Raw genomic sequence first — 23,247 nt, 5'->3', positions numbered from 1 at the left:
AACAGCAAAACCCAGCCATTTAGAGGGAATCCTATAATATGTCTATGCCGCAACATTTGAATGACATAGTAAGCGCTCTGGTACCAATCGTAATTGAGCAAACTGCCAAAGGCGAACGTTCGTTCGATATCTATTCACGCTTGTTAAAAGAGCGGGTTATATTTTTAACCGGTCAGGTAGAAGACCACATGGCTAACCTGATCGTGGCGCAATTATTGTTCTTAGAATCAGAAAATCCGGAAAAAGACATCTATATTTATATTAATTCACCGGGTGGTTCAGTCACTGCAGGCTTGTCAATTTATGACACTATGCGTTATATAAAGTCAGATATCGCTACAGTGTGTGTAGGCCAGGCAGCCAGTATGGGCGCATTTTTATTATCTGGTGGTACTAAAGGTAAGCGTTATTGTTTACCCAATGCCCGCGTGATGATCCACCAGCCATTAGGTGGATTCCAGGGCCAGGCTACGGATTTCGAAATCCATGCCCGAGAAATTTTAAGCATTAAAGAGAAATTAAACCGCCTGATGGCAGAACACAGCGGTAAAACTTACGAGCAGGTATGTAAAGATACCGAACGTGATAATTTCTTAAGTGCGCAGCAAGCCTTGGAATATGGCCTGGTAGATGCCATATTAACCAATAGAGAAACGAAGTAATCATATTGGCCGCTCTGCATCACAGGGCGGCACTGTAGTGAAAGAGGTAGTTACATGTCTGATCACCGCACTGACGGCGATAAGAACGGTAAACTGTTGTACTGTTCTTTTTGTGGCAAATCACAGCATGAAGTGCGTAAGTTGATTGCAGGCCCACAGGTTTATATTTGTGATGAATGCGTAGATTTATGCAATGACATCATTCGTGAGGAAATTAAAGATATTTCCCCGAAGCGCGATGCGGATAAATTACCGGTACCGCGTGAGATCCGTAATCATCTTGACGACTATGTAATTGGTCAGGAGCATGCGAAAAAAGTATTGGCAGTTGCGGTATATAACCACTACAAGCGCCTACGTAACGCACAGCACAAACAAGACGTCGAACTAGGTAAAAGTAATATTTTGCTGATCGGTCCAACCGGTAGCGGTAAAACCTTGCTGGCTGAAACCCTGGCGCGGTTACTCGATGTGCCGTTTACTATGGCCGATGCCACTACATTAACGGAAGCCGGTTATGTCGGTGAAGACGTCGAAAACATAATTCAGAAGTTGCTGCAAAAGTGCGATTACGACGTAGAAAAAGCCCAGCGCGGCATAGTCTACATTGATGAAATTGACAAAATTTCGCGCAAGTCAGATAACCCGTCCATTACCCGTGATGTGTCAGGTGAAGGGGTACAACAAGCCCTGTTAAAGCTGATTGAAGGTACCGTTGCTTCAGTACCACCGCAAGGCGGCCGCAAACATCCACAGCAGGAATTTTTACAGGTTGATACCTCAAAAATTCTATTTATTTGTGGTGGGGCTTTTGCAGGGCTAGACAAAGTTATTGAGCAGCGTTGTGCTAAAGGATCTGGCATTGGTTTTGGTGCTGAAGTACGCAGCAAAGAAAGTACACGTAGTTTAAGCGAATCGTTTCGCGATGTTGAGCCGGAAGATTTAGTGAAATACGGTTTAATTCCAGAATTTATCGGTCGTCTACCGGTAGTGGCGACGCTAACTGAGCTGGATTTAGCTGCGTTGGTACAAATTCTAAGCGAGCCGAAAAACGCCCTGGTGAAACAGTTTGCAGCCTTGTTTGCTATGGAGGACGTAGAATTAGAATTCCGCGAGGATGCCCTTAAAGCCATAGCGCAAAAGGCAATGGAGCGTAAAACGGGTGCTCGCGGTCTGCGGTCTATTGTTGAAGGTGTATTACTGGATACGATGTACGAATTACCGTCCATGCAAGATGTTACCAAGGTCGTGGTGGACGAAACTGTGATCCGTGGTGAAACAGATCCTATCCTCATTTACCAAAGCAATGAGCCGGTTGCGGCAGAATCACATTAAACTTTGATAATAGAAAAAAGGAGCTGAATCAGCTCCTTTTTCGTATATGTAATTGAAGTTTCTAATTTGAACCCCATATACTTATACATATTCGCGCCTGCAGTAACTAATTTCGAGAGAGAATCAATGACATCAGAACACGCTGAACGTTTGCATATGCCGGTACTGGCCCTGCGCGACGTGGTCGTCTATCCCCATATGGTTATTCCATTGTTTGTTGGACGGGCGAAATCGATTAAGTGCCTGGACGCGGCGATGGAAAATGATAAACAAATCTTCCTGGTCGCTCAGAAAGATGCCACTTTGGACGATCCTGCTGCAGCTGACCTGTACCAGGTAGGTACAGTGGCAACTATTTTACAGTTACTCAAGCTACCTGATGGCACTGTAAAAGTGCTGGTTGAAGGCAGTCGTCGTGCTCGCCTGACTGAATTCACTGAAACCGATAAAGCTTTTGCTGCTTATATTGAAGTGATTGAAACGGCAGAAGTAGAAAGCAGCGAGCAGGAAGTGTTTTTGCGCTCTGCGATAAACCAGTTTGAGGGTTATATCAAGCTGAATAAAAAGATCCCGCCCGAGGTTTTAACTGCACTTACCGGCATAGATGACCCAGCCCGGTTGGCTGATACTATGGCAGCGCACATGCCATTGAAAGTCGAAGACAAGCAAAAAGTACTGGAAATCTTCGATGTGACGGAACGGCTTGAATACCTGATGGCAATGATGGAGAGTGAAATCGACATCTTGCAAGTTGAGCGTCGTATTCGTAGCCGGGTTAAAAAGCAGATGGAGAAAAGCCAACGCGAATACTACCTGAATGAGCAGATGAAGGCCATTCAGCGCGAGCTGGGTGAACTTGAAGATACGCCTGATGAATTTGAAACGCTGAGCAAAAAGATTGAACAGGCGCAAATGCCAACAGAGGTATCTGATAAAGCCAAGGCTGAGTTGCAAAAGTTGAAAATGATGTCTCCGATGTCAGCGGAAGCAACCGTTGTGCGCAGCTATATTGATTGGCTTGGCAATGTACCCTGGAAAAAGCGCAGCAAGGTAAAGAAGGACCTGGCTGCGGCAGAGAAAATTCTTAATGCCGACCACTACGGCCTGGAGAAGGTAAAAGAACGAATCGTTGAGTATTTAGCCGTACAGCAGCGGGTGCAAAAGTTAAAAGGGCCAATCTTATGCTTGGTTGGTCCGCCGGGTGTGGGTAAAACTTCATTAGGGCAGTCGGTAGCCAAAGCGACTGGACGTAAATATGTGCGTATGGCCTTGGGCGGCGTGCGCGATGAAGCGGAAATTCGCGGACATCGGCGTACTTATATAGGCTCTATGCCAGGCAAAATTATCCAGAAAATGGCCAAGGTAGGAGTGCGTAACCCGCTATTCCTGCTTGATGAAATTGACAAAATGGCATCAGATTTTCGCGGCGATCCGGCTGCCGCGTTGTTGGAGGTGTTAGACCCAGAGCAAAACACCGCGTTTAGCGATCACTATCTGGAAGTCGATTACGATTTGTCCGATGTAATGTTTTTTGCTACCTCTAATAGTCTGAATATTCCGGCCGCCCTATTGGACCGGATGGAAGTTATCCGGCTGGCCGGTTATACCGAGGATGAAAAGCTGAATATCGCCAGGCAGCATTTGATCACCAAGCAAGTTGGCCGTAACGGCTTAAAAGCCAGTGAAATTGTTATTGAAGACAGTGCCATTATCGGTATCATCCGCTACTACACCCGTGAAGCCGGGGTGCGCAGCTTGGAACGGGAAATCTCTAAATTATGCCGTAAAGCGGTGAAGCAAATTCTGCTAATTAAAGGTTTAACCCAGGTAGTAATTAACCAGAACAATCTGGAAGAGTTTTTAGGTGTACAACGCTACGATTACGGTAAAGCTGAGGACAGCAACCGTATTGGCCAGGTTACCGGCTTAGCCTGGACTGAAGTAGGCGGTGATTTACTAACTATCGAAGCTGCTTCAGTGATGGGCAAGGGGAAGCTTACCTTTACCGGTTCACTGGGCGATGTTATGAAAGAATCGATCCAGGCAGCAATGACAGTAGTACGCAGCCGTGCAGCTGGTCTGCGTATTAATGAAGATTTCTACGAGAAGCGCGATATTCACGTACACGTACCGGAAGGCGCTACGCCAAAAGATGGCCCCAGTGCCGGTATTGGCATGGTAACCGCGTTAGTGTCCAGCTTAACCGGTAACCCGGTGCGTGCTGATGTTGCCATGACCGGTGAAATTACCCTTCGTGGTGAAGTATTACCGATAGGTGGCTTAAAAGAAAAGCTGCTGGCAGCGCACCGTGGTGGCATCAAACGAGTACTTATTCCACACGACAACGTGCGTGACTTAAAAGACATCCCTGATAATGTTAAAGGTGATATCGAAATTTGCCCGGTGAAATGGATTGATGAAGTGTTGGAACTGGCGCTGCAAGAGCCTTTGGAGCGTGTTTCAGTGGTAGAAACGGCAAAAATTTCAGCAAAAAGCAAAAAAACGGAAAAAAATCCTGTATAGGGGCTTTTCATTCCTGTTGGCTGTGCTAAGTTATGGAAAGTTTCGACCAAGCCCTTGTTATACAAGGGCTGCAGTCAAAGCCAGAATTGTTAGTTTTATAGTTTCTTTTGCTTGCAAGCGCCAAAGATGCTTGTTATAACGAAGAGGCTCACTTAAAAAACTAATAAAGTGTAGTTGTTGAAAATAATAACAATTGAAGGGGATGATATTGTGAACAAGTCTCAACTTATCGACAAAATTGCTGCTGGTGCAGACATTTCTAAGGCGGCAGCAGGTCGTGCTTTAGATTCGTTCATTGACGCTGTTACCGAAGCTCTAAAGGAAGGCGACTCTGTAGCATTAGTTGGTTTTGGCACTTACAGCGTACGTGAGCGTGCAGCCCGTACTGGCCGTAACCCACAAACTGGTGCAACTATTCAAATCGCTTCTGCGAAAATTCCTTCTTTCAAGCCAGGTAAAGCGTTAAAAGACGCCTGTAACTAAGCGATAGTTTGGTATTGATAGACAAAATGCCAGCTTGGGAGAACATTATAGTAGAGCTGACTACTATGTTCAGATTCGTTATAAAGGCTGCTTAATACGGTAACCATAGTCTCCCAAAGGCTTCTCTAAGAAAAGCGCATCTGTTAAGATGCGTTTTTTTTTACGGCAACAACGCGACAGTTTGCTGCCACCCAGCTATTAAAGATGAATAAAGAGATCACGCTAAGATGTTAGAAAAAATCAGAGAAGGCTCTCAGGGCATTATCGCTAAATCTATTTTAGGCTTAGTGATCCTCACCTTTGCATTGGCAGGTGTGGGCAGTTACCTAAGCACGCCGGCAGAAATTAATGTTGCGACAGTAAACGGCGAAAAAATCAGCCGCGCTGATTTTGACCAGGCGTTTCAGAATGAACGTGCGCGCATGCAGCAACAGTTTGGTGAGATGTACGCTACATTGGCTGCAGACAGTGCTTATATGAGCAATTTTCGCAGTGAAGTGCTTGAGCGTTTAATTGATGAAGAACTGCAAAAGCAGTTAGCCACTGAGTTGGGCTTGCGTGTTAGTGATGAGCAAGTGCGCACCGCTATACGTGATATGGCAGAATTTCAGGTAGACGGCCAATTCAATAACGACCGTTATATCGCTTTACTGCGTCAGGCCGGTTATCAGCCTGATCAGTTCCGTGAGTTAATGCGTGAGCAAATGTCACGCAATCAATTGCTGACAGGTGTACTAACCAGCGAGTTTGCTACGGTTAAAGAAATGCAACAGTTGGCTAAACTGCAGCAGCAAAGCCGCGATGTTGAGTTTGTGCGCATTGCCGCAGCCGATTTTGCCTCACAGGTGGAGTTAACTGAGCAGTTATTGCAAGACTACTACGCGACAAATTTACAACAATTTGAAACTGAAGAAAAAGTAGCCGTTAACTACATAGAGTTGTCCGCCGCGGCATTAGCCTCTGACGCTGATGTGACTGCGCAGCAAATTGAAGAATACTATCAAGCGAACAAGGCGCGTTATACTCGCGAAGAGCGCCGGCAGGTTGCTCACATAATGCTTGAGTCTGAAGCAGATAATGACGAAGTTGAAGCCAAAGCCCAGCAATTATTACAGCAGTTAAACGACGGTGCAGACTTTGCTGAACTGGCCAAGGCTGAGTCGGCAGATACCTTTTCTGCAGAGAATGGTGGTGTTTTAGATTGGCTGTCGGCGGGTGATGTTGACCCTGAGTTTGAGCGTGTAGCTTTTGCGATGCAGCAGACCGGAGAATTAAGCCAGGTAGTGAAAAGTGCCTACGGCTACCATATTATCAAACTGGTTTCGCTGGAGCCTGCTCAGGTAAAATCACTGGTTGAAGTTTCGGATGAAATCGCTGATAGCATTAAGCAAGAAGCTGCCACTGCACGTTTTTATGATTTGCAGCAGCGTTTGGCAGAGGTTAGTTTCGAAGTGCCTGATACGCTGGAAGATGCTGCAGCTGCGGTAGAATTAAATGTAATATCAACACCACTGTTTAGCCGCAGCGAAGTAACAGCTCCGTTATCTGAGCCGGTGGTAATGAATAAAATATTCGACCGTGGCTTTATCGACGAACGTTTGAACAGCGAAGTCATAGAGCTTGGTAATCAACGCGTGCTGGTAGTGCGTATTACTGATTATCAACCAAAACGGACGCAATCTCTGGAAGAGGTTAAAGCGGCTGTAGAAGCGGCAGTAACTGCAGAGCAAAGTGCATTGCTTGCTAAAGCAAAAGCGGAGCAGTTGCTTGCTGCCGCCGCGGCGTCTGATTTGGCAACGCAAGCTAGCCTGCTAGAACTGACAGTAGAGCAGTCGCTGAATACCTCTCGCTTTGGTGGCTCGCTGGATGCACAAGTCCGCGCTAAAACTTTTGCTATGCCGCGGCCCACTGAGCAGGCTGCGTTAGACATGGTTACACTTGCAAATGGTGATGCGGCAGTACTGTCGTTACTGGCAGTAAAAGATGCCGAAATTGCGGTTGCTCTAGAACCTGCTCAGCTTGACCGTATGGCTGAACAGCAAGCTGAGCAATCTTACCGTGCGTTGTTGGCTGCATTAAAAGCTGAAGCGGAAATAACCCGTAATTTACGCGCCGCGACTACAGACACACAGTAGCGGCTCTGCGTTGAAAAAAAACCGTGGCTTGCCACGGTTTTTTTATGCTGTCGCGCTATTGATCAGCTTACGGCTGTAGTCATGTTCAGCGTGAGCAAAGACATGGCTGGTGCTGCCGTAGTCCAGCATTCTGCCTTGATGCAATACTAACAAATCGTCAGCAATATGCCGTACCAGGCGCAAATGATTGGTGATGAGCAAATACGCTAAGCCATTTTTTTGCTGTAGTTCCAGCAATAGGTTAACTATCTGTGCGCGTAGTGACGGATCCAACGCCGTTAATGCTTCATCGAGGATTAATAATTTAGGATCCAGTATTAATGCTCTAGCCAGAGCCACGCGCTGCAGTTGTCCTCCCGAGAACATATGTGGGTAATAATCACTATGCTCGTCTAACAAGCCAAGTTGTTTCAAAGTTTGACGTATTTTTACGTTGCGTTGTGTTGTATCCAGCTGTGTACTGTATCGCAACACATCGTCTAACATTTGCCCGACCTTTTGATGCGGATTCAGTGATTTTGCAGCGTCTTGAAAAATAAACCGGATGATATGGTTATATTGGCGAAAATGTCTGCTTTTTAGCTGCTGTTCTGCCAGCAATATATCGCCGCTGTCAGGCTTTTCAATGCCGACAAGTAGTTTTGCCAGCGTGCTCTTGCCAGAACCTGTTTCACCGACAATTGCCAGGGTTTTACCTTGCTGCAGTGTGAAGCTTATATTTTCCAGAGCAACAACACTGCGATGGCTAAACCAGCCGCTTTGTTTGCGGTAGGTTTTACAAAGCTGTCTTACTTCCAGCAACATATAATGGCCTTATTTATCAGTTAAAGGAAAATGACAGCTGTAGAAGTGATTTTGTAAACGCTCTAAGGTCGGCGTTTTGACACATTCTTTCCGTGCATTAGGACAGCGTGGTCCTAATCTGCAACCGATAGGCAGATGTTGCAACACTGGAATACTGCCGGGTAGTGCATACAGCGGCGTTTTAGGCTGTAAGTTGGGTTGAAACTCCGGCACACTCTTAATTAAAGCATGGGTATAGGGATGATATGGCTGTTTAAGGATACCTGCAGTTTCGCCGGCCTCTACCAGTTGGCCGCAGTACAACACGCTTAGGCTTTGCGTGTAGCGGGCGATACTTTCCAATTCATGGCTTATCAATAATACTGACATGCCCTTTAGTTGGTTAAAGCTGGCTAGTAAGCGAAATAGTTGCGCTTGGGTCGTACTTTCCAGTGCGGTAGTGGGCTCATCTGCAATCAAAAGCTTTGGATTTTTGGCAATAGCCATTGCAATCATTATTTTTTGGCAGACGCCCTCAGATAATTGGTAGGGGTAACTTTGTAACACGGCCTGATGGTCACGAATTCCAACTTTGTGCAGTAATCCTATCGCTTTACGGCGGCGCAGATAACCGCGCTTCCACCAGGGGCCTTCCAACAGATGATCTGGTATTGCTTCTTCTAACTGGTCAAGTATGACCGCAGTGGGATCAAGGCTGCGACTGGGCTCCTGATAGATCATGGCGATATCGCGGCCAATAATTTTTCGTTGCTGCTCGTAGGGCAGGTTCATTAAATCGTTACCCCGCCAACTAAAGCGATCTGCAGTAACTTGCCAGCGTTTATTCAGCACGCCGACAATCGCTTTAGCGACCAGACTTTTGCCTGAGCCTGACTCGCCAACCAGCCCGCGGGTTTCGCCTTCGCGTAAGCTCAGATTTACCCTGTCTACCGCTCTGATTAAGCCATCTGCTGTTTTAAGCTCGATGGTCAGATTCTTTATATCGAGTAATAGCATCAGTTATCCCGCCGCTTTTTCATTGCATTGCGCAGGCCATCGCCGACCAGGTTTACACTTAGTACGCAGGTAAAAATGAGCAAACCTGGCAGGGCAACCCCAACTGGAGCAACGTAAATCAAATCCAGTGAGTCAGCAATAATAGCACCCCATTCAGCGGTAGGAGCTTGAGCTCCCAAACCAAGAAATCCCAGTGCTGCTATATCCAGTATTGCAGTAGACAACGCCATACTGGCTGTAACCGTCAGCCGCTCCCAGATGTTGGGTAGAATGACCCGAGTCAAGACTTGCCAGTTCGACGCACCGTCCAGACGATAAGCAATAACATAATCCAGGTTTAATTGTTCTGCTATCGCATTACGTACGCTATGCACAAACTGTGGCAGCAAAGCCAGCATAATTGCCCATATAGTGTTAATTAATCCCGGACCGAGTATGGCAACTATAATAATGGCCAATAACAAGGAAGGAATGGTCAGTGCTAAATCCAATACATGATTAAGCGCACTGGATTTCAGGCCTTTACTCATGCCAGCCAGGGAGCCCAATACCAGCCCGGTTAATAAGGCGCCAAGAACAGTAATCAAGGCGATACCAAAGCTGTAACGAGCACCTATTAACATACGGGAGAGTAAGTCGCGGCCCAGATCATCGGTACCAAAAGGGTATTGTACCAAGCCGGCTTCAGACCATGATGGTGCGATAAGCAGCAAGGCATCATTCTGCAAATAGGGATCGTGTGGTGCTAAAAGCGGGGATAACACCGCCAGAACGACAAACAACAAAAATAACGCCAGGCCTGCCATAGCGCTATGTTGTCTGGCAAACTCGCGCCACAGTTCTCGCAGTGGTGAACGTGCTAGCTGCTCATCAGGTAATAGGCGAAATCGAGCCATACTTAGCGCTTCCTTGCTAAAGGGTTAAACAAGGTGTGCAAAATTTCTGTCAACATATTCACGCTTATAACTAAGGTGGATATCACTAACAAGCCTGCCTGAATAGCCGGATAGTTTCGCTGATAAATACTGTCAATCAACCAACGGCCCAAACCGGGCCAGGAAAAGATGACTTCTGTAATCATTGCCAGTGTGATTAATGTACTAAATTGTAAACCGATCTGGCGTATCACCGGTAGTAACGCATTCCTTAGTCCATGGCGATACAATACCTGAGCCCGGTTGAGGCCCTTGGCGCGCGCAGTCTTGATATAGCTTTGTTCCCACACATCCAACATTGAATCTCGGGTAAAACGTATCATTACCGTAGTTGGGAAAGTAGCCAGTACCAGAGTGGGCAATAATAGGTGCCGTAAAGCATCAATCAATGCTTCTGACTGGTGCTGACTGTTTGACAGCAAAATATCTAACAGCATAAAACCGGTCACATGAGGAATTTCATACAATACGCCAACACGGCCCGCCGTCGGTAACCAACCTAAGCCCAGTGAAAATAGCATAATAAGTAGCAGTGCCCACCAAAATACCGGAATAGAAAAGCCTGCTACTGCCAGTGCAGATATGATCCGGCTAATAATACCTTCGGGTTTAATGGCCGCTAAAATACCAAGTGGAATACCAATAAAAAAAGACATCAGTAAGGCGTAAGCAGCCAGCTCTAACGTTGCCGGCAATAGTAACTGGATCTCATGCAGTACAGGCTGGTTGCTAGAAAACGACAGGCCCCAGTTACCGTTAAAGATACGTTGTAAATAGGCGATATATTGCTGCAGATAGCCGGAATCGAGCCGGTATTCTGCTTGTAGCTCTGCTGCATGCTCAGTTGACATCGTCGTCAGACCGGTAAAGTTTTGCAGCACATCACCCGGAAACAAATAGGCCAGGCTAAATGCCAACAAACTTAAGCCAAGAAACACAAAAGCCAGTAAGAATAAACGCCGTAGTAGATACAATGTCATTGACTATCCTTTGCCGCAGTAGCCAATGCAATGCCGCCATAGGGATTAATCGCAACACCGCTAATATCACTGCTAATCGCCTGAAAGCGCTGAGAATGAGCGATGCTGAGCAAGGGCATTTGCTCTGCCACATATTGCTGCGCGGCCATATAATAGCTGCGACGTTGTTTTTGATCGGCGGTAAGCAATGCTTGACTGATAAGCCGGTCAAAGTTTTGATCGCACCAATTTGCCCGGTTGGTTCCGGTATCTGCCGCACTGCAGCTAAGCAATGGTCGAAAAAAGTTATCCGGGTCTGCGTTGTCGGCTGACCAGCCAATTAATACTGAGTCATGTTCACCGGCGCTGAGCTTACGACGAAAGCTGTTCCATTCGTAAGATACAACTGTTGCTCTCACACCTATCCGGGCTAGATCGGCTTGCATCATCTCTGCCATTTTTAATGCATTAGGGTTATACAAGCGTTGTACCGGCATAGCCCAAATGTCCATACTCAAGCCTTGCGCATAGCCCGCCTCTGTCAATAGCTCTCTAGCTTTTTCAGGGTCATAAGGTAGAGTTGGTAAGTCGGCGTTATACGCCCAGGATGTCGGTGGCAGAATAGAATGGGCGGCCGTGGCATGGCCAAAGTACACAGCTTGCAAAATGGCTTCACGGTTTATAGCAAGCGCAAGCGCCTGGCGGACTTTAACATTGTCAAATGGTGGTTTGGTGGTATTAAATGCCCAAAAGCCCACATTCATGCTGGTGCTTTCCTGGATGTCGACATCGGGACGCTGGCTGATAAGGCCCAGTTCGGCAACGCGAGGAAACGCGACGACATCACACTCATGGGTAAATAATTTTGCCATACGCCGGGCATTGTTTGGCACTATATCAAACACCAGCTGTTCCGGCTTTGCCAGTTCGCGCCAGTAATTACGGTGGCGATAGTAACGGATCAATACATCTTTTTGATACTCTTTAAAGCGAAACGGGCCAGTACCTACCGGATGGCTATCAATTTGTGACAATTGACCATTGCTAAGCAACTGATCAGCATATTCTGATGAAAGAATAGCGGCAAAGTCAGTTGCCAGATTAGACAAAAATGAGCTGTCAGGCCTGCTAAGTTCAAAATGCACAGTGCGATGATCTGCTGCGGTTACGCTGTTTACCAGGCCTGCCCAATCGACACTTTGAAAAAACGGGTAATTGCCTCCGCCCTGGTAATGAAACGGATGAGTCGTTTGCATAATACGGTTAAAAGTGAACACCACATCTTCTGCACTTAAAGCTCTGCTGGGTTGAAAATATTCGGTTTGGTGAAATTGCACGTTATCTTGCAGTACAAAGCGGTAGCTTAGGCCGTTGTTACTAACATGCCAACTTTGTGCTAAACCCGGCTGCAATTCCCCAGTCTGTGCATCAATATCTAATAGGCGGTCGTAAAGTTGCTGGCTTATCGCATCTATAGTGGTGCCTGATGTCACCAACTGTGGATTAAATGACTCAGGTGATCCCTCCGAGCAATAGACCAGCCCGCTTCTTACCGTTTGCGGTAGTTGCGGTTGACATGCACAAAGTAGCATACTGCTGGCAAGTAACGTCAGCCATCGTTTGTCGCAGATGGACAAGTTTAACCAGCCGGGGTAAATATTCATCCTTGCTGGCTTTCCAATAACTGGTATTTTTTCATATAGCCCCGCAGTTGATGATAAGTAAGATTGAGCAACTCTGCCGTTTTTTTCTGGTTATACTGACTGGCTGCCAATGCTTGTTTAATCAGGCTTACTTCAAAGTCTTGTGACAGAATTTTGAAATCTTGCACCTGGTTGAAATCGAAGGCTTCTGTCGCTGCGGGTAATACTGGCAAAACAGCTGCAGATACCGCAGCGGACTGACCTGTGTCGCTGTTTAATGCGCTATGCACTGAGCGAGCCGTTCTGATGCGTTGCTTGGGACGGTAAGGCGATTCAAAAGGATCCAGCTGGATATCATGCACCGGCACATAAGCGTTATTGGTGCGGTACACACTGCGTTCTACTACATTTTTCAACTCACGAACATTTCCAGGCCATGGATGTTCAAGCAAGGTGCGTTTAGCCTTTTCGCTAAAGCCGCTGAATAATTCAAAGCCAAGCTCACGCGCCATGTTAATGGCAAAATGTTCAGCCAGTATCAAAATATCTTCGCGGCGCTCACGCATCGGTGGCAGTGTAATAACATCAAAAGCAAGTCGATCAAGCAAGTCCGCTCTAAACTCACCTTGTTCGGCCAATACAGGCAAATCTTCATTGGTGGCACAAATTAGTCGCACATCAGTTTTAATTGAGCGGCTACCGCCAACACGCTCAAACTCACCATACTCAATAACACGCAGCAACTTTTCCTGCACTAGCCCAGGGGTATTGGCCAATTCATCCAAAAACAGCGTGCCACCGTGAGCACGCTCGAACCGACCTTCATGACGTTTGCTGGCGCCGGTAAAGGCACCTGATTCGTGGCCAAACAGCTCACTTTCAAGCAGGTTCTCATTCAGGGAAGCACAATTTAGTGTCAAATACTGCTGATCCCAGCGCTGTGACAGGAAGTGCAACCTTGCGGCTATCAGCTCTTTGCCCGTGCCGCGTTCACCAATAATCAGCACCGGTTTATCTAACGGCGCTATTTGCGACACCTGGTCCAGCACATTAAGAAAACTGTTAGACTGGCCAACTAGATTGTCTTGTTGAAATTTTCGATTCATAGCGTGCTATTTGTTAGTTAATTTGGCTAATTAATAGTGTATTTCATAATAGCCATGAGCAGAAGTATTAAAGCAAAATAAATATAAAATGAGTTTAATCATTAACTTAAAATAATTTGCAAAGTTGGCAAGAAAACTGAATAGAGTAGGTTGTACTAATCCAGTCATTTAAGAGGTAAATATTATGGGTATTTTTTCACGCTTTTCAGACATAGTGAATTCAAATATCAACGCATTGTTGGACAAAGCCGAAGATCCGGAAAAAATGGTGCGCCTGATTATTCAGGAAATGGAAGACACTCTGGTAGAGGTTCGGTCATCTTCAGCTAAAACTATTGCTGAAAAAAAAGAGCTGCAACGGGTGGTTAACCGCATGCAGGAAGAGGTTGCAGATTGGCAAGCCAAAGCTGAACTAGCCTTGAGTAAAGAGCGCGAAGATTTAGCTCGCTCGGCGTTAATTGAGCGGCAAAAAGCAGCTGATCAGGTTGAGGCGGTAGCCGCAGACATCGCTAATCTGGACGAGCATATCGGTAAGCTGCAGGACGAAGTAGCGCAGCTGCAAGAAAAGCTGGCCGATGCCAAAGCCCGGCAAAAGTCGATGTTAATGCGTCAGCAGACCGTTTCATCACGGCTTGAGGTTAAGAAAACGCTGGATAGTAACCGTATCAACGACGCCATGTATAAGTTTGAGCGATACGAGCAAAAAATTGATACGCTGGAAGCTCAGGTCGAAGCCTATGATTTAGGTAAGAAAACCCTAAAAGATGAGTTTGCCGAGTTGGCCGCTCAAGACAAGATTGACAATGAGTTAGCTGCGTTAAAAGCTAAGGTAACTCAAAAAGATAAAAACGCCTGATAAACAGGCGTCTGGGAGTTGCAGATGGATATTCATGAGTTAATTTTTGTACCACTGATCTTGTTCATGATTTTTGTGGCACCAATTTGGGTCATAATGCATTACCGCAGTAAGAACAAGATTGGCCAGGGGTTGTCAGATCAGGAATTGTTGCAGCTAAACGATTTGGCTCATCGGGCAGAAAAAATGACCGACCGCATCAAAACGCTGGAAGCGATTTTAGATGCGGAAAGTCCGAAGTGGAGGTCACAGCATGACTAAGCTTAAACGGGAGCTGTTTCGTGACGACGCTAATGGCAAGATTGCTGGTGTATGTGCCGGTATCGCAGATTACTTCGGCTGGGAATTGTGGCTGGTGCGTATCATCACTGTGTCTGCCTTTTTCCTCGGCGCTGGCGGTTTTGTCTTTGTGCTGTACATTGCCGCCTGGGTGGTGTTGGAAAAAAAGTCGAAAGCTGCGGCGAAGCTTCATTCCGCAGCAGACTTTAAACCGGCAACGGAACGAACGGTTGAAGTAAAAACCCGCGTTTGGCAGCGTGGTGAGGCGCCAAAACAGGCGTTGCAGCATTTAAGCACACAGTTTAATGGGCTGGAGCTGCGCTTACGTGATTTAGAGCGCCATGTTACGTCGGCTAAATTTCAGTTGAACCGCGAATTTAACAGCTTGTAGGGTACTATATAACCTGATGAGTTTATTGCAGAAAATTCAACATCAGCGGCACGATTTTACTCATCGTGCCTTTGATCGTCATATCCGCTTGGGGGTTACCGGTCTTAGTGGCTCGGGAAAAACTGCCTTTATTACCTCGCTTGTATACCAATTAACCCAGGGCGACCATCCAGCTAATCTGCCGTTTTTCGATGTAGTACGCGAACAGCGCTATTTGGGCGGGAAGCTCTCTGCACAATTGCCGGATATGCCTCGGTTTCCGCTTGAACAAAATCTACAGTACCTGCTGCAGGCGTCGCCACAGTGGCCGCCGTCCACTGTTGGCAGCAGCCGGCTAGGATTGCAGCTGCGTTATAAAGCTACCACAGGGCTCCGTGCGCGGCTGCAATCACACAGCGAATTGTCACTGGATATTATTGATTACCCCGGTGAGTGGTTACTAGACTTACCGCTAATGGAGATGAGCTACCAGCAATGGTGTGAATTTAGCTGGCAATTGTTCAACCGTGAACACCGTGCTGCACTGGCGCAGCCATTTTTGCAACAGCTGCAAGATGCAGATTTAGCCAATGACGGCGAGCTGTATGTGCAGCAACTTACCGACAGTTATAAACAGCTGTTACAGCAATATCATGATTTGCCAGGAGCTTATTTAAACCAACCCGGCCGTTTATTAGTGCCCGGGCCGCTTGCCGGCGCTCCAATGTTGCAACTGTTTCCGCTGCTACCGCAGCAAGCAGCGCAAAACACCGCTTTAGTCGCTAAATTAACACAGCACTACGACAGCTACTGCAAACATGTTATTAAGCCGTTCTACCGGCGTTATTTTGCAGCGCTGGATCGTCAGGTCATATTGGTTGATTGTTTGTCGGCGTTAAATGCCGGCTACGCTGCCACACAAGAATTGCGACAAGCACTGCGGCTCATATTGCAAAGTTTTAATTATGGTCCGTCCAGTTTGTTGAGCCGGCTATTTAAGCCGCAAATCAGTAAAGTATTATTTGCCGCCACTAAGGCTGATCATACGACGCCAGAGCAACATAAAGCCTTAACGTTGCTATTACAGCAGTTATTGCAACAACCATTGAAACATAGTCAATATCAAGCTGCTACCACTGAAGCCATGGCAATTGCTGCTATTCGCTCTAGTAACAGTGGTTTTGTGCAGCTTGATGGTTTAGCTCAGCCTTGTATCAGCGGTAGCACACTGCAACATGAAGCTGTAACGTATTTTCCAGGTGACGTGCCGACAAACTTGCCAACACCAGCCTTATTTGCGCAGCATCAGTTCGCTTTTATACCGCTGGCGCCATTGCCGTGGCAAGAGCCTGAGCCTCTACCTCACGTGCGGATGGATCATGTACTGCAATTTATTCTCGGAGATAAATTACGATGAGCGAGTTAAAGCAAGCCCGTCATTTTAAGCAGTTGGCGGCGACGGCGACGATGATGGAACTAAACCCGGATCTAAAAGGCGCCAGCCATCATCAAGCTGACAGTTTCAGACCAGAGCCGATAACAGAAACGATGAACCTTAAGCCGCCATCACGCTGGTGGTGGACACTGGCAAGCGTCACCTTGCTGGCAGTTGTTTTATTATCGGTTTGGCAGTGGTTGCTAGTGTTACAACAAAGCTGGCAGCAAAGTGTTGTGCAAGGAGCAGTGTTAACGCTAATTTCGGCTGCCGTGTTGCTATTATTATCAACATTAGTTTGGCGAGAAGCTACGCTATGGCGGCGTTTAGCACGCAATCGTAAGTGGCAACAAAGTGCCGACAGAATTCGCCATAGTGTGCAATTTGGCGAAGCAGAAGCCTTATGCCAGGCTATTGCCAGTAGTCTGCCCAGCTCGCCTGAGATTTCGCGAGCAGTAACGCTATGGCGCAGTGCAGTAAAAGATGAACACAGTGACGAAGAGCAACTGCAGCTATTTGAAAACTTTGTATTGGCGCAGTTAGATCAGCAAGCACAAAAGCTAATTTATCGCGCTGCAACTGATAGCAGTCTTGCGGTCGCTATCAGCCCGTTTGCCCTGGCCGACATGTTATTAGTGCTATGGCGCAGCAGCCGTTTAGTGCGTGAATTGGCACAGCTATATGGAGGCGCTATCGGCCAACTACGCAGCGTAGTGTTGTTAAAGCAGCTATTTACCGCGTTGTTGTGGGCTGGCGGTTCAGAGCTTGCGCTGGATATGGCATCTGATGTGATGAGCAGCGAACTGACGGCTAAACTATCGGCCCGAGCAGGGCAAGGTATTATCGCCGGTCTGCTGGTCGCGCGCTTGGGCAATCTGGCGCAGCAAAAACTGCGGCCGCTGCCGGCCACAGCGTCGGCCAAAGTCAGTCTAAAATCATTGGCTAATGCATTAGTGGCTCGATTTAAAACCGCTGCGCAAACTAAAGCTGACACTGCGATTTAAGTAAATAAGCATCTGCCAGACTGCAAGATGTCTGGCATGCTTCCATTAGCTGCAAATTCTGCTATTTGTTACGGCGACTTTAACTTTTAGTAGCAGTAGAACTATGCACGACAACAATAAAAAAGCAGAAACCTTATGTATTCACGCTGGTAAGGAGAAAAACCAGCACGGAACCTTAGCTACACCTTTGTATCAAACGTCTACTTTTATTTTTGATAATGCGGAGCAGGGTGCCGCGCGATTTGCCGGTGAAGCTGAAGGCTACATTTATACCCGACTGGGTAACCCCACCACTCGTGAGCTTGAGTTAAAAATTGCTGCGCTTGAGGGTATGGCCGATGCTGCCGCCACTGCGACGGGTATGGGGGCCGTGGCGGCCAGTACCATGGCGTTTTTGCAACAGGGTGATCATTTAATTGCCAGCAAGGCCATTTACGGATGCAGTTTTGCGCTGTTTAATCATATGTTCGCCCGTTATGGCATCGACGTTAGCTTTGTAGATATGACAGATCATGCGGCAGTTGAGCAAGCGATTAAGCCAAACACCAAAATGTTATTTGCCGAAACGCCAATCAATCCGAATATGGTGGTACTGGATTTAACCTTCTTAGGCGATTTTTGCCGTCGTAATCAGCTGATATCGGTTATCGATAACACCTTTATGACGCCTCTGCTGCAAAAACCAGCAGACTATGGCATTGATATCGTTATTCACAGCGCCACTAAATACCTTAACGGTCATGGCGATGTGGTTGCTGGTTTAATAGTGGCAGACAGCGAAACGATTAAAACTATTAAGCTGACCACATTAAAAGATATGGGCGCCACCATTAGCCCGCATGATGCCTGGCTGATTATTCGCGGTTTAAAAACTTTATCTGTGCGCCTTGAGCGCCATTGTAGTAACGCGCAAAAGGTCGCTGAGTTTTTACACGCACACCCCGCAGTGCGCGAAGTATATTACCCAGGGTTACCGTCGCATCCCGGCTTTAAGTTTATTGGCAACCAGATGAAAGCAGCGGGTGGCGTGCTGGCTTTTGAGTTAAACGCTAGCCTGGACGAAAGTCGATTCTTTATCAATCAATGTCAGTTGCTTAGCCTGGCAGTAAGCTTGGGAGACGCCGAGTCGTTAATACAGCATCCGGCTTCAATGACGCACAGCCCTTATACCGCAGAAGAGCGCCAAATGGCTGGGATCAGCGATGGCTTGATTCGGGTATCTGTTGGTTTAGAGCATGTTGAAGATATCATCGCCGATTTAGCGCAGGCATTAGACAAGATGCAGAAAATGTGCTGAGTTAATCGAGAAAAGTTGTTATTCCCGAAAAAAAGAACTACGTTAATTGTGCTAAAAGTTGCATTAAGATCAACTTATTTATAAACATTAACATGAGGGATATAAAATGTTTTATCGAAACATAAGCAGAAACTGGCTACCACTCTGTGCTGCAGCACTGTTGGCAAGTGCGTTTAGCGTTCGTGCAGAACTGCCTGAAGTGTTCCAAGGTGATACACCTGGCTCGGAATACAGTATCAGTTATGACGATTTGGATGCGCTGCTCAAGGCTACGGTATTATACACCGGCAACTCCAACCGGCAAAAGGCCGGCAAAAGTGTGGCACGTACAGGGACCCGCATGAAAGCCAATGTAGACCGTCTCACTGTTAATGAGGGGAACCGGTTTTACTTTGAAGCGTTTAAAGACAATGCCGAACTTAGGCAAATATTAGCGGCGATCAGAACAAGCCTGCAGCAAGTTCCTGCAGAAGTTAAACTTTCTGCGTTCTCGAAAAGTGAGCAATTGGCGTACTGGCTAAACTTGTACAATGTAACAGTGTTGGATGAGCTGGTTAAAATATACCCACAAAAAAATTTGGAAAGCCTGGTTGACGGTGGTGAGTCTTTGTTTGAGCGTAAAACGCTTAATGTTGCCGGTATAGCGTTGAGTTTGAATGACATTCAATTCAATATATTGCAGGAAAAATACAACGACCCATTGGTTATTTATGGCCTGCATCAGGGCTATATTGGTAGTCCAGGTATAAGAAAGCATGCCTATACTGGCAAAAATGTTTATCGTACTCTGACAAATAATGCCTACGAGTTTATAAACTCAAACCGTGGGACCTATGGCGAAGTAAATGCTGAAAACTTCAGAGTGTCGAGTTTTTATCAGCGCAGCAAGGCCTACTTTCCTAACTTTGAAAAAGATCTGACTGCACATTTGTTGGAACATATCAGTGGCACAGAACGCAAGGCGCTGGAAACGGCAAGTGTAATTGAAGCCGATATCAACAATTGGAATATCACCGATGTCTATGGCACCAGCCGAAACTATGGTGCGGGTTTAGCTGATAATACTGCCGCGCTGATTGGTTCATTTAGCAGTGGCGGTACGCGTGGTCCGGAATACGATGGTATTGCTAATTTAGACAGTGCCGCTATGTCGTTGCAGAAGTTATCTACCAGTTATGGTCGTTTCGGACCCGATCAGATACAACGTATGCGTGAGTTAGATGCGATACGTGTGGGTGAGCGCGGTGCCGTAACCGTTACTGACATTGAAGACGAAAATAATTAATAGCAGTAAATTTGCCTGTTCTCTGCATTACGCGCTGTAACTCTATCTTTACGGCGCGTCGTCCAACTTTAGGCGGCATTGAGATTAACTCTTGCCGCGCTATCGCTTAGTATCCGCATTAACTAATTGTCTGCCAGCGTCACTACAACAAAAAATTAAAGCAGATAAGCGGGACACTCCCGTATAACAGAATAGTCAACAGGTTGTTTATGAGTAAGTCGAGCAAATATATATCCCGTCAGTCTGACGATAAGGGTGTTATCGCCTGGTCAGCTGAAGAAAACCAAATATGGCATGAATTAATCAACCGCCAGCTTAGCGTTATAGAAGGTAAAGCCTGTGATGAATACATGGCTGGCCTGGAAAAGTTGCAGTTACCTACAGACCGTATTCCTCAATTAGAGGAGGTGAGTAAAGTGTTGCGGGCTGAAACCGGTTGGGAATGTGCAGAAGTGCCGGCGTTAATCAGTTTTGATAAGTTTTTTGAGTTATTGGCGAATAAGCGTTTTCCGGTAGCCACGTTTATCCGGTCAAGAGAAGAATTTGACTATCTGCAAGAACCGGACATTTTCCATGAAATTTTCGGTCACTGTGCCATGCTAACAAACCCCGCCTTTGCAGAGTTTACGCACATATACGGTAAACTAGGTTTGGCGGCCAGCAAACAAGACAGGGTATACCTGGCGCGTTTGTATTGGTTTACTATCGAGTTTGGTATGTTAAGCACACCTGATGGCCTGCGTATTTATGGTGGTGGTATATTGTCTTCGCCTGGTGAAACCTTATATGCACTGGAATCTGATGTGGCTGAGCGCAAAGTATTTGACGCTGTCGATGTGCTGCGCACGCCTTATCGCATAGATATTATGCAGCCAATTTACTTTCTGATTGAACGTATTGATCAACTGTTTGATATCGCGCATTTAGATATGATGGCACTGGTAGAACAGGCCAAGGCTTTGGGGCTGCACGCCGCTAAGTTTCCACCCAAAGAAAAACAAGCAAGTTAGGAATTAACGATGTCTGAATTAAAAGCAATGCAATGCGAAGCCTGTCGTGCCGACGCGCCGAAGGTTTCTGATGCTGAACTACCCGGTTTGATGCGTCAGATACCAGATTGGGCGCCGATTGTTCGTGACGGAATTTTGCAATTAGAGCGTGAGTTTAAATTTAAAAACTTCAAGCTGGCCTGGGCATTCCACAATAAAGTTGCCGAGCTGGCAGAGTCTGAGGGCCATCATCCTGCGTTGTTGCTGGAGTGGGGGAAATTAACAGTCACGTGGTGGTCGCATTCAATTAAAGGCTTGCACAAAAACGATTTTATTTGTGCTGCTAAAACGGATAATTTGTTAAACGCTTAATGTTTTGTCAGAGTGGCGCACAAGCGCCACTCCTGTGCATCACTTCCTTTCTTTACCGCCGCTTGTCGCAATCTATCGCGTAATCGTCTTTTTGTTCACATTTGTTTACAAAACTACTGGTCTGTTATTGCCGTTATGCCGTATTATGCAGCTCATTACTTGGTCGTGGGACATATTGCCGTATGCGATTAGAAATTCAGTGTCAGAATAGGCTCGGGCTGGCGCAAGAAGTGTTGAATGTATTGGTAAGTTATCAACTCGATTTGCGTGGTATTGAAGTCGACCCCAGCTTAAGCCGCATGTACGTATCTTTCCCAACCGTTAACTTCGAGAAATTTCAAGAGTTAATGGCTAAGATCCGGCGCATTGCTGGGGTAGAGGATGTTAAAACTACAGCATTTATGCCCTCTGAGCGTGAGCACAATGAACTGTCAACATTATTAAGAACCTTGCCAGATGGCCTTATTGCGGTGGATATTAAAGCCAATATCACTGTGATCAATGAGGCAGCACAAGAAGCTTTGTCATTGCAAAGAGAGGCGATTGTTGGCCTGTCATTGCAGGGTATGGTGAAAGGGTTTAATTTTCAGCGTTGGCTGGAAGGGGAAGACGTACTGGCGCAAACCCGACGCTTGGAAATTCAGGGTAAACGCTTTGTCGCTGACATTTTGCCGGTTATGGTGCCGGATGAAACCGGACATGAGATTTTGGCAGGTGCAGTGATTAATTTAAAATCAGAAAGCCGGCTGGGCCAGCACATGGTGGCGTTTAAAAAAGGTGATCAGGAAAGTTTTAATACGCTGCAGGCGCATAGCAATTTGATGCGTAAAGTCGTGCGGGAAGCCAAAAAAATGTCACAGCTGGACGCGCCGATACTCATTATGGGAGAAACCGGCACAGGTAAAGAACTGCTGGCGCGCGCTTGTCATGCTGCCAGTAGCCGTTCTGGCAAACCGTTTTTGGCACTAAACTGCGCATCGTTACCCGATAATGTGGCCGAGTCTGAATTATTTGGCTACGGCACCAATGCTTTTCCGGGGACAACTGAGGGCAAAAAAGGTATTTTTGAGCAGGCCAATGGCGGTACCGTATTTCTTGACGAAGTGGGGGAAATGTCGCATTCGCTGCAAACCAAGTTGATCCGGTTCTTACAAGATGGCAGCTTCCGTCGCGTGGCGGATGAAAACGAGGTTAAAGTTGATGTGCGTGTAATTTGCACAACACAAAAAGACTTACCCGGCATGGTGCAAGAGGGTAAATTTCGTGAAGATTTATTCTACCGCTTAAACGTGTTGACGTTAGCCCTGCCAGCCCTGCGTGAGCGCAAACAGGATGTCATTCCACTGGCAGAGTTCTTTATTGCCCGCTTCTCAGCTCGCTTAGGCCGCAAAGCACCTAAATTGACCGATAGTTGTGCGACCTTTTTACAAAATTACCCTTGGCCCGGCAATGTCCGGCAATTAGAAAATGCACTTTATCGGGCAATTACCTTGCTGGAGGGATTTGAACTTGATAAAGAACATTTACAGCTACCGAGCTATAACAATGACTTCGGCTATTTGGAGCAAGACTTTGACGGGACTCTGGATGAGGCAGTAAAGCGCTTTGAAGCTAACTTATTGCGTAAACTGTTTCCTGCCTATCCCAGTTCACGGCAATTGGCGAAAAAACTTGGTTTAAGCCATACTGCTGTGGCTAATAAGCTGCGTGACTATGGCATTAACCGCAAGAGTGTAAAAATATAATTACGCTTTGTTTGCATAGCTTTACTTGTGTAGG

At 46.6% G+C, this 23,247-nt stretch carries 21 protein-coding genes; 15 read left to right on the top strand and 6 right to left on the bottom strand.

Going from position 1 to position 23,247, the window contains the following annotated elements:
- Positions 1 to 38: 38 nt before the first annotated feature.
- From clpP to I4W93_RS10545, 5 genes are all read left to right on the top strand, one after another.
- Complete coding sequence (gene clpP / locus I4W93_RS10565) at positions 39 to 662, top strand: ATP-dependent Clp endopeptidase proteolytic subunit ClpP (protein WP_205310949.1); 624 nt, start codon at positions 39 to 41, stop codon at positions 660 to 662.
- Between the two features lie 54 nt (positions 663 to 716).
- Positions 717 to 1,997 (top strand): ATP-dependent protease ATP-binding subunit ClpX, encoded by a 1,281-nt coding sequence (gene clpX, locus I4W93_RS10560; RefSeq protein ID WP_205310950.1) that lies wholly within the window; start codon positions 717 to 719, stop codon positions 1,995 to 1,997.
- Between the two features lie 126 nt (positions 1,998 to 2,123).
- Entirely contained in the window at positions 2,124 to 4,520 is a 2,397-nt protein-coding gene (lon, locus tag I4W93_RS10555) for an endopeptidase La (RefSeq protein WP_205310951.1), read from the top strand.
- Positions 4,521 to 4,730: 210 nt separating this feature from the next.
- Positions 4,731 to 5,003 (top strand): nucleoid-associated protein HU-beta, encoded by a 273-nt coding sequence (gene hupB / locus I4W93_RS10550; RefSeq protein ID WP_008220336.1) that lies wholly within the window; start codon positions 4,731 to 4,733, stop codon positions 5,001 to 5,003.
- A gap of 227 nt (positions 5,004 to 5,230) precedes the next feature.
- The gene (locus I4W93_RS10545; protein ID WP_205310952.1) at positions 5,231 to 7,138 is read left to right on the top strand and encodes a SurA N-terminal domain-containing protein; all 1,908 of its coding nucleotides are present in this window, start codon (positions 5,231 to 5,233) and stop codon (positions 7,136 to 7,138) included.
- A gap of 42 nt (positions 7,139 to 7,180) precedes the next feature.
- On the opposite strand, the gene I4W93_RS10540 is transcribed toward I4W93_RS10545, so the two are convergent.
- From I4W93_RS10540 to pspF, 6 genes are read right to left on the bottom strand one after another with little or no spacing between them, the layout of a single operon-like run.
- Positions 7,181 to 7,942, bottom strand: a complete 762-nt coding sequence (locus I4W93_RS10540) for an ATP-binding cassette domain-containing protein (protein ID WP_205310953.1) — start codon at positions 7,940 to 7,942, stop codon at positions 7,181 to 7,183.
- A 9-nt stretch (positions 7,943 to 7,951) separates the two neighbouring features.
- Positions 7,952 to 8,938: a peptide ABC transporter ATP-binding protein gene (locus I4W93_RS10535; RefSeq protein ID WP_205310954.1), complete on the bottom strand. Its 987-nt coding sequence runs from the start codon at positions 8,936 to 8,938 to the stop codon at positions 7,952 to 7,954.
- A complete protein-coding gene (locus tag I4W93_RS10530) occupies positions 8,938 to 9,834 on the bottom strand; it encodes an ABC transporter permease subunit (protein ID WP_205310955.1) in 897 nt (298 codons plus the stop codon). The genes I4W93_RS10535 and I4W93_RS10530 overlap by 1 nt, the downstream gene beginning before the upstream one ends.
- 2 nt (positions 9,835 to 9,836) lie before the next feature.
- Complete coding sequence (locus I4W93_RS10525) at positions 9,837 to 10,853, bottom strand: ABC transporter permease (protein ID WP_205310956.1); 1,017 nt, start codon at positions 10,851 to 10,853, stop codon at positions 9,837 to 9,839.
- A complete protein-coding gene (locus tag I4W93_RS10520) occupies positions 10,850 to 12,496 on the bottom strand; it encodes an ABC transporter substrate-binding protein (protein ID WP_205310957.1) in 1,647 nt (548 codons plus the stop codon). The genes I4W93_RS10525 and I4W93_RS10520 overlap by 4 nt, the downstream gene beginning before the upstream one ends.
- Positions 12,493 to 13,581: a phage shock protein operon transcriptional activator gene (pspF, locus tag I4W93_RS10515; RefSeq protein WP_205310958.1), complete on the bottom strand. Its 1,089-nt coding sequence runs from the start codon at positions 13,579 to 13,581 to the stop codon at positions 12,493 to 12,495. The genes I4W93_RS10520 and pspF overlap by 4 nt, the downstream gene beginning before the upstream one ends.
- Positions 13,582 to 13,765: 184 nt before the next feature.
- Between pspF and pspA the strand changes: the two genes are divergently transcribed.
- From pspA to tyrR, 10 genes are all read left to right on the top strand, one after another.
- Positions 13,766 to 14,437: a phage shock protein PspA gene (pspA, locus tag I4W93_RS10510; RefSeq protein WP_205310959.1), complete on the top strand. Its 672-nt coding sequence runs from the start codon at positions 13,766 to 13,768 to the stop codon at positions 14,435 to 14,437.
- A 24-nt stretch (positions 14,438 to 14,461) separates the two neighbouring features.
- Positions 14,462 to 14,698, top strand: coding sequence for an envelope stress response membrane protein PspB (gene pspB / locus I4W93_RS10505; protein ID WP_205310960.1), 237 nt, complete (start codon positions 14,462 to 14,464; stop codon positions 14,696 to 14,698).
- On the top strand, positions 14,691 to 15,107 hold the full coding sequence (gene pspC / locus I4W93_RS10500; protein ID WP_205310961.1) for an envelope stress response membrane protein PspC: 417 nt from the start codon (positions 14,691 to 14,693) through the stop codon (positions 15,105 to 15,107). The genes pspB and pspC overlap by 8 nt, the downstream gene beginning before the upstream one ends.
- Before the next feature lie 16 nt (positions 15,108 to 15,123).
- Positions 15,124 to 16,503, top strand: a complete 1,380-nt coding sequence (locus I4W93_RS10495; RefSeq protein WP_205310962.1) for a YcjX family GTP-binding protein — start codon at positions 15,124 to 15,126, stop codon at positions 16,501 to 16,503.
- Positions 16,500 to 17,525, top strand: coding sequence for a TIGR01620 family protein (locus I4W93_RS10490; RefSeq protein ID WP_205310963.1), 1,026 nt, complete (start codon positions 16,500 to 16,502; stop codon positions 17,523 to 17,525). Before I4W93_RS10495 ends, I4W93_RS10490 begins: the two co-directional genes overlap by 4 nt.
- A 103-nt stretch (positions 17,526 to 17,628) precedes the next feature.
- A complete protein-coding gene (locus tag I4W93_RS10485) occupies positions 17,629 to 18,822 on the top strand; it encodes a trans-sulfuration enzyme family protein (protein ID WP_205310964.1) in 1,194 nt (397 codons plus the stop codon).
- 106 nt (positions 18,823 to 18,928) lie between these two features.
- Complete coding sequence (locus tag I4W93_RS10480; RefSeq protein WP_205310965.1) at positions 18,929 to 20,107, top strand: DUF547 domain-containing protein; 1,179 nt, start codon at positions 18,929 to 18,931, stop codon at positions 20,105 to 20,107.
- Between the two features lie 209 nt (positions 20,108 to 20,316).
- Positions 20,317 to 21,117, top strand: a complete 801-nt coding sequence (gene phhA / locus I4W93_RS10475; protein WP_205310966.1) for a phenylalanine 4-monooxygenase — start codon at positions 20,317 to 20,319, stop codon at positions 21,115 to 21,117.
- 9 nt (positions 21,118 to 21,126) lie between these two features.
- A complete protein-coding gene (locus I4W93_RS10470; protein ID WP_205310967.1) occupies positions 21,127 to 21,468 on the top strand; it encodes a 4a-hydroxytetrahydrobiopterin dehydratase in 342 nt (113 codons plus the stop codon).
- 182 nt (positions 21,469 to 21,650) lie between these two features.
- Positions 21,651 to 23,213, top strand: a complete 1,563-nt coding sequence (gene tyrR / locus I4W93_RS10465; protein ID WP_205310968.1) for a transcriptional regulator TyrR — start codon at positions 21,651 to 21,653, stop codon at positions 23,211 to 23,213.
- Positions 23,214 to 23,247 lie beyond the last annotated feature (34 nt).

This window comes from Rheinheimera maricola (genome assembly GCF_016918075.2).
Lineage (GTDB): Bacteria > Pseudomonadota > Gammaproteobacteria > Enterobacterales > Alteromonadaceae > Alishewanella > Alishewanella maricola_A.
This window is presented reverse-complemented; position numbering and strand designations above follow the sequence as displayed.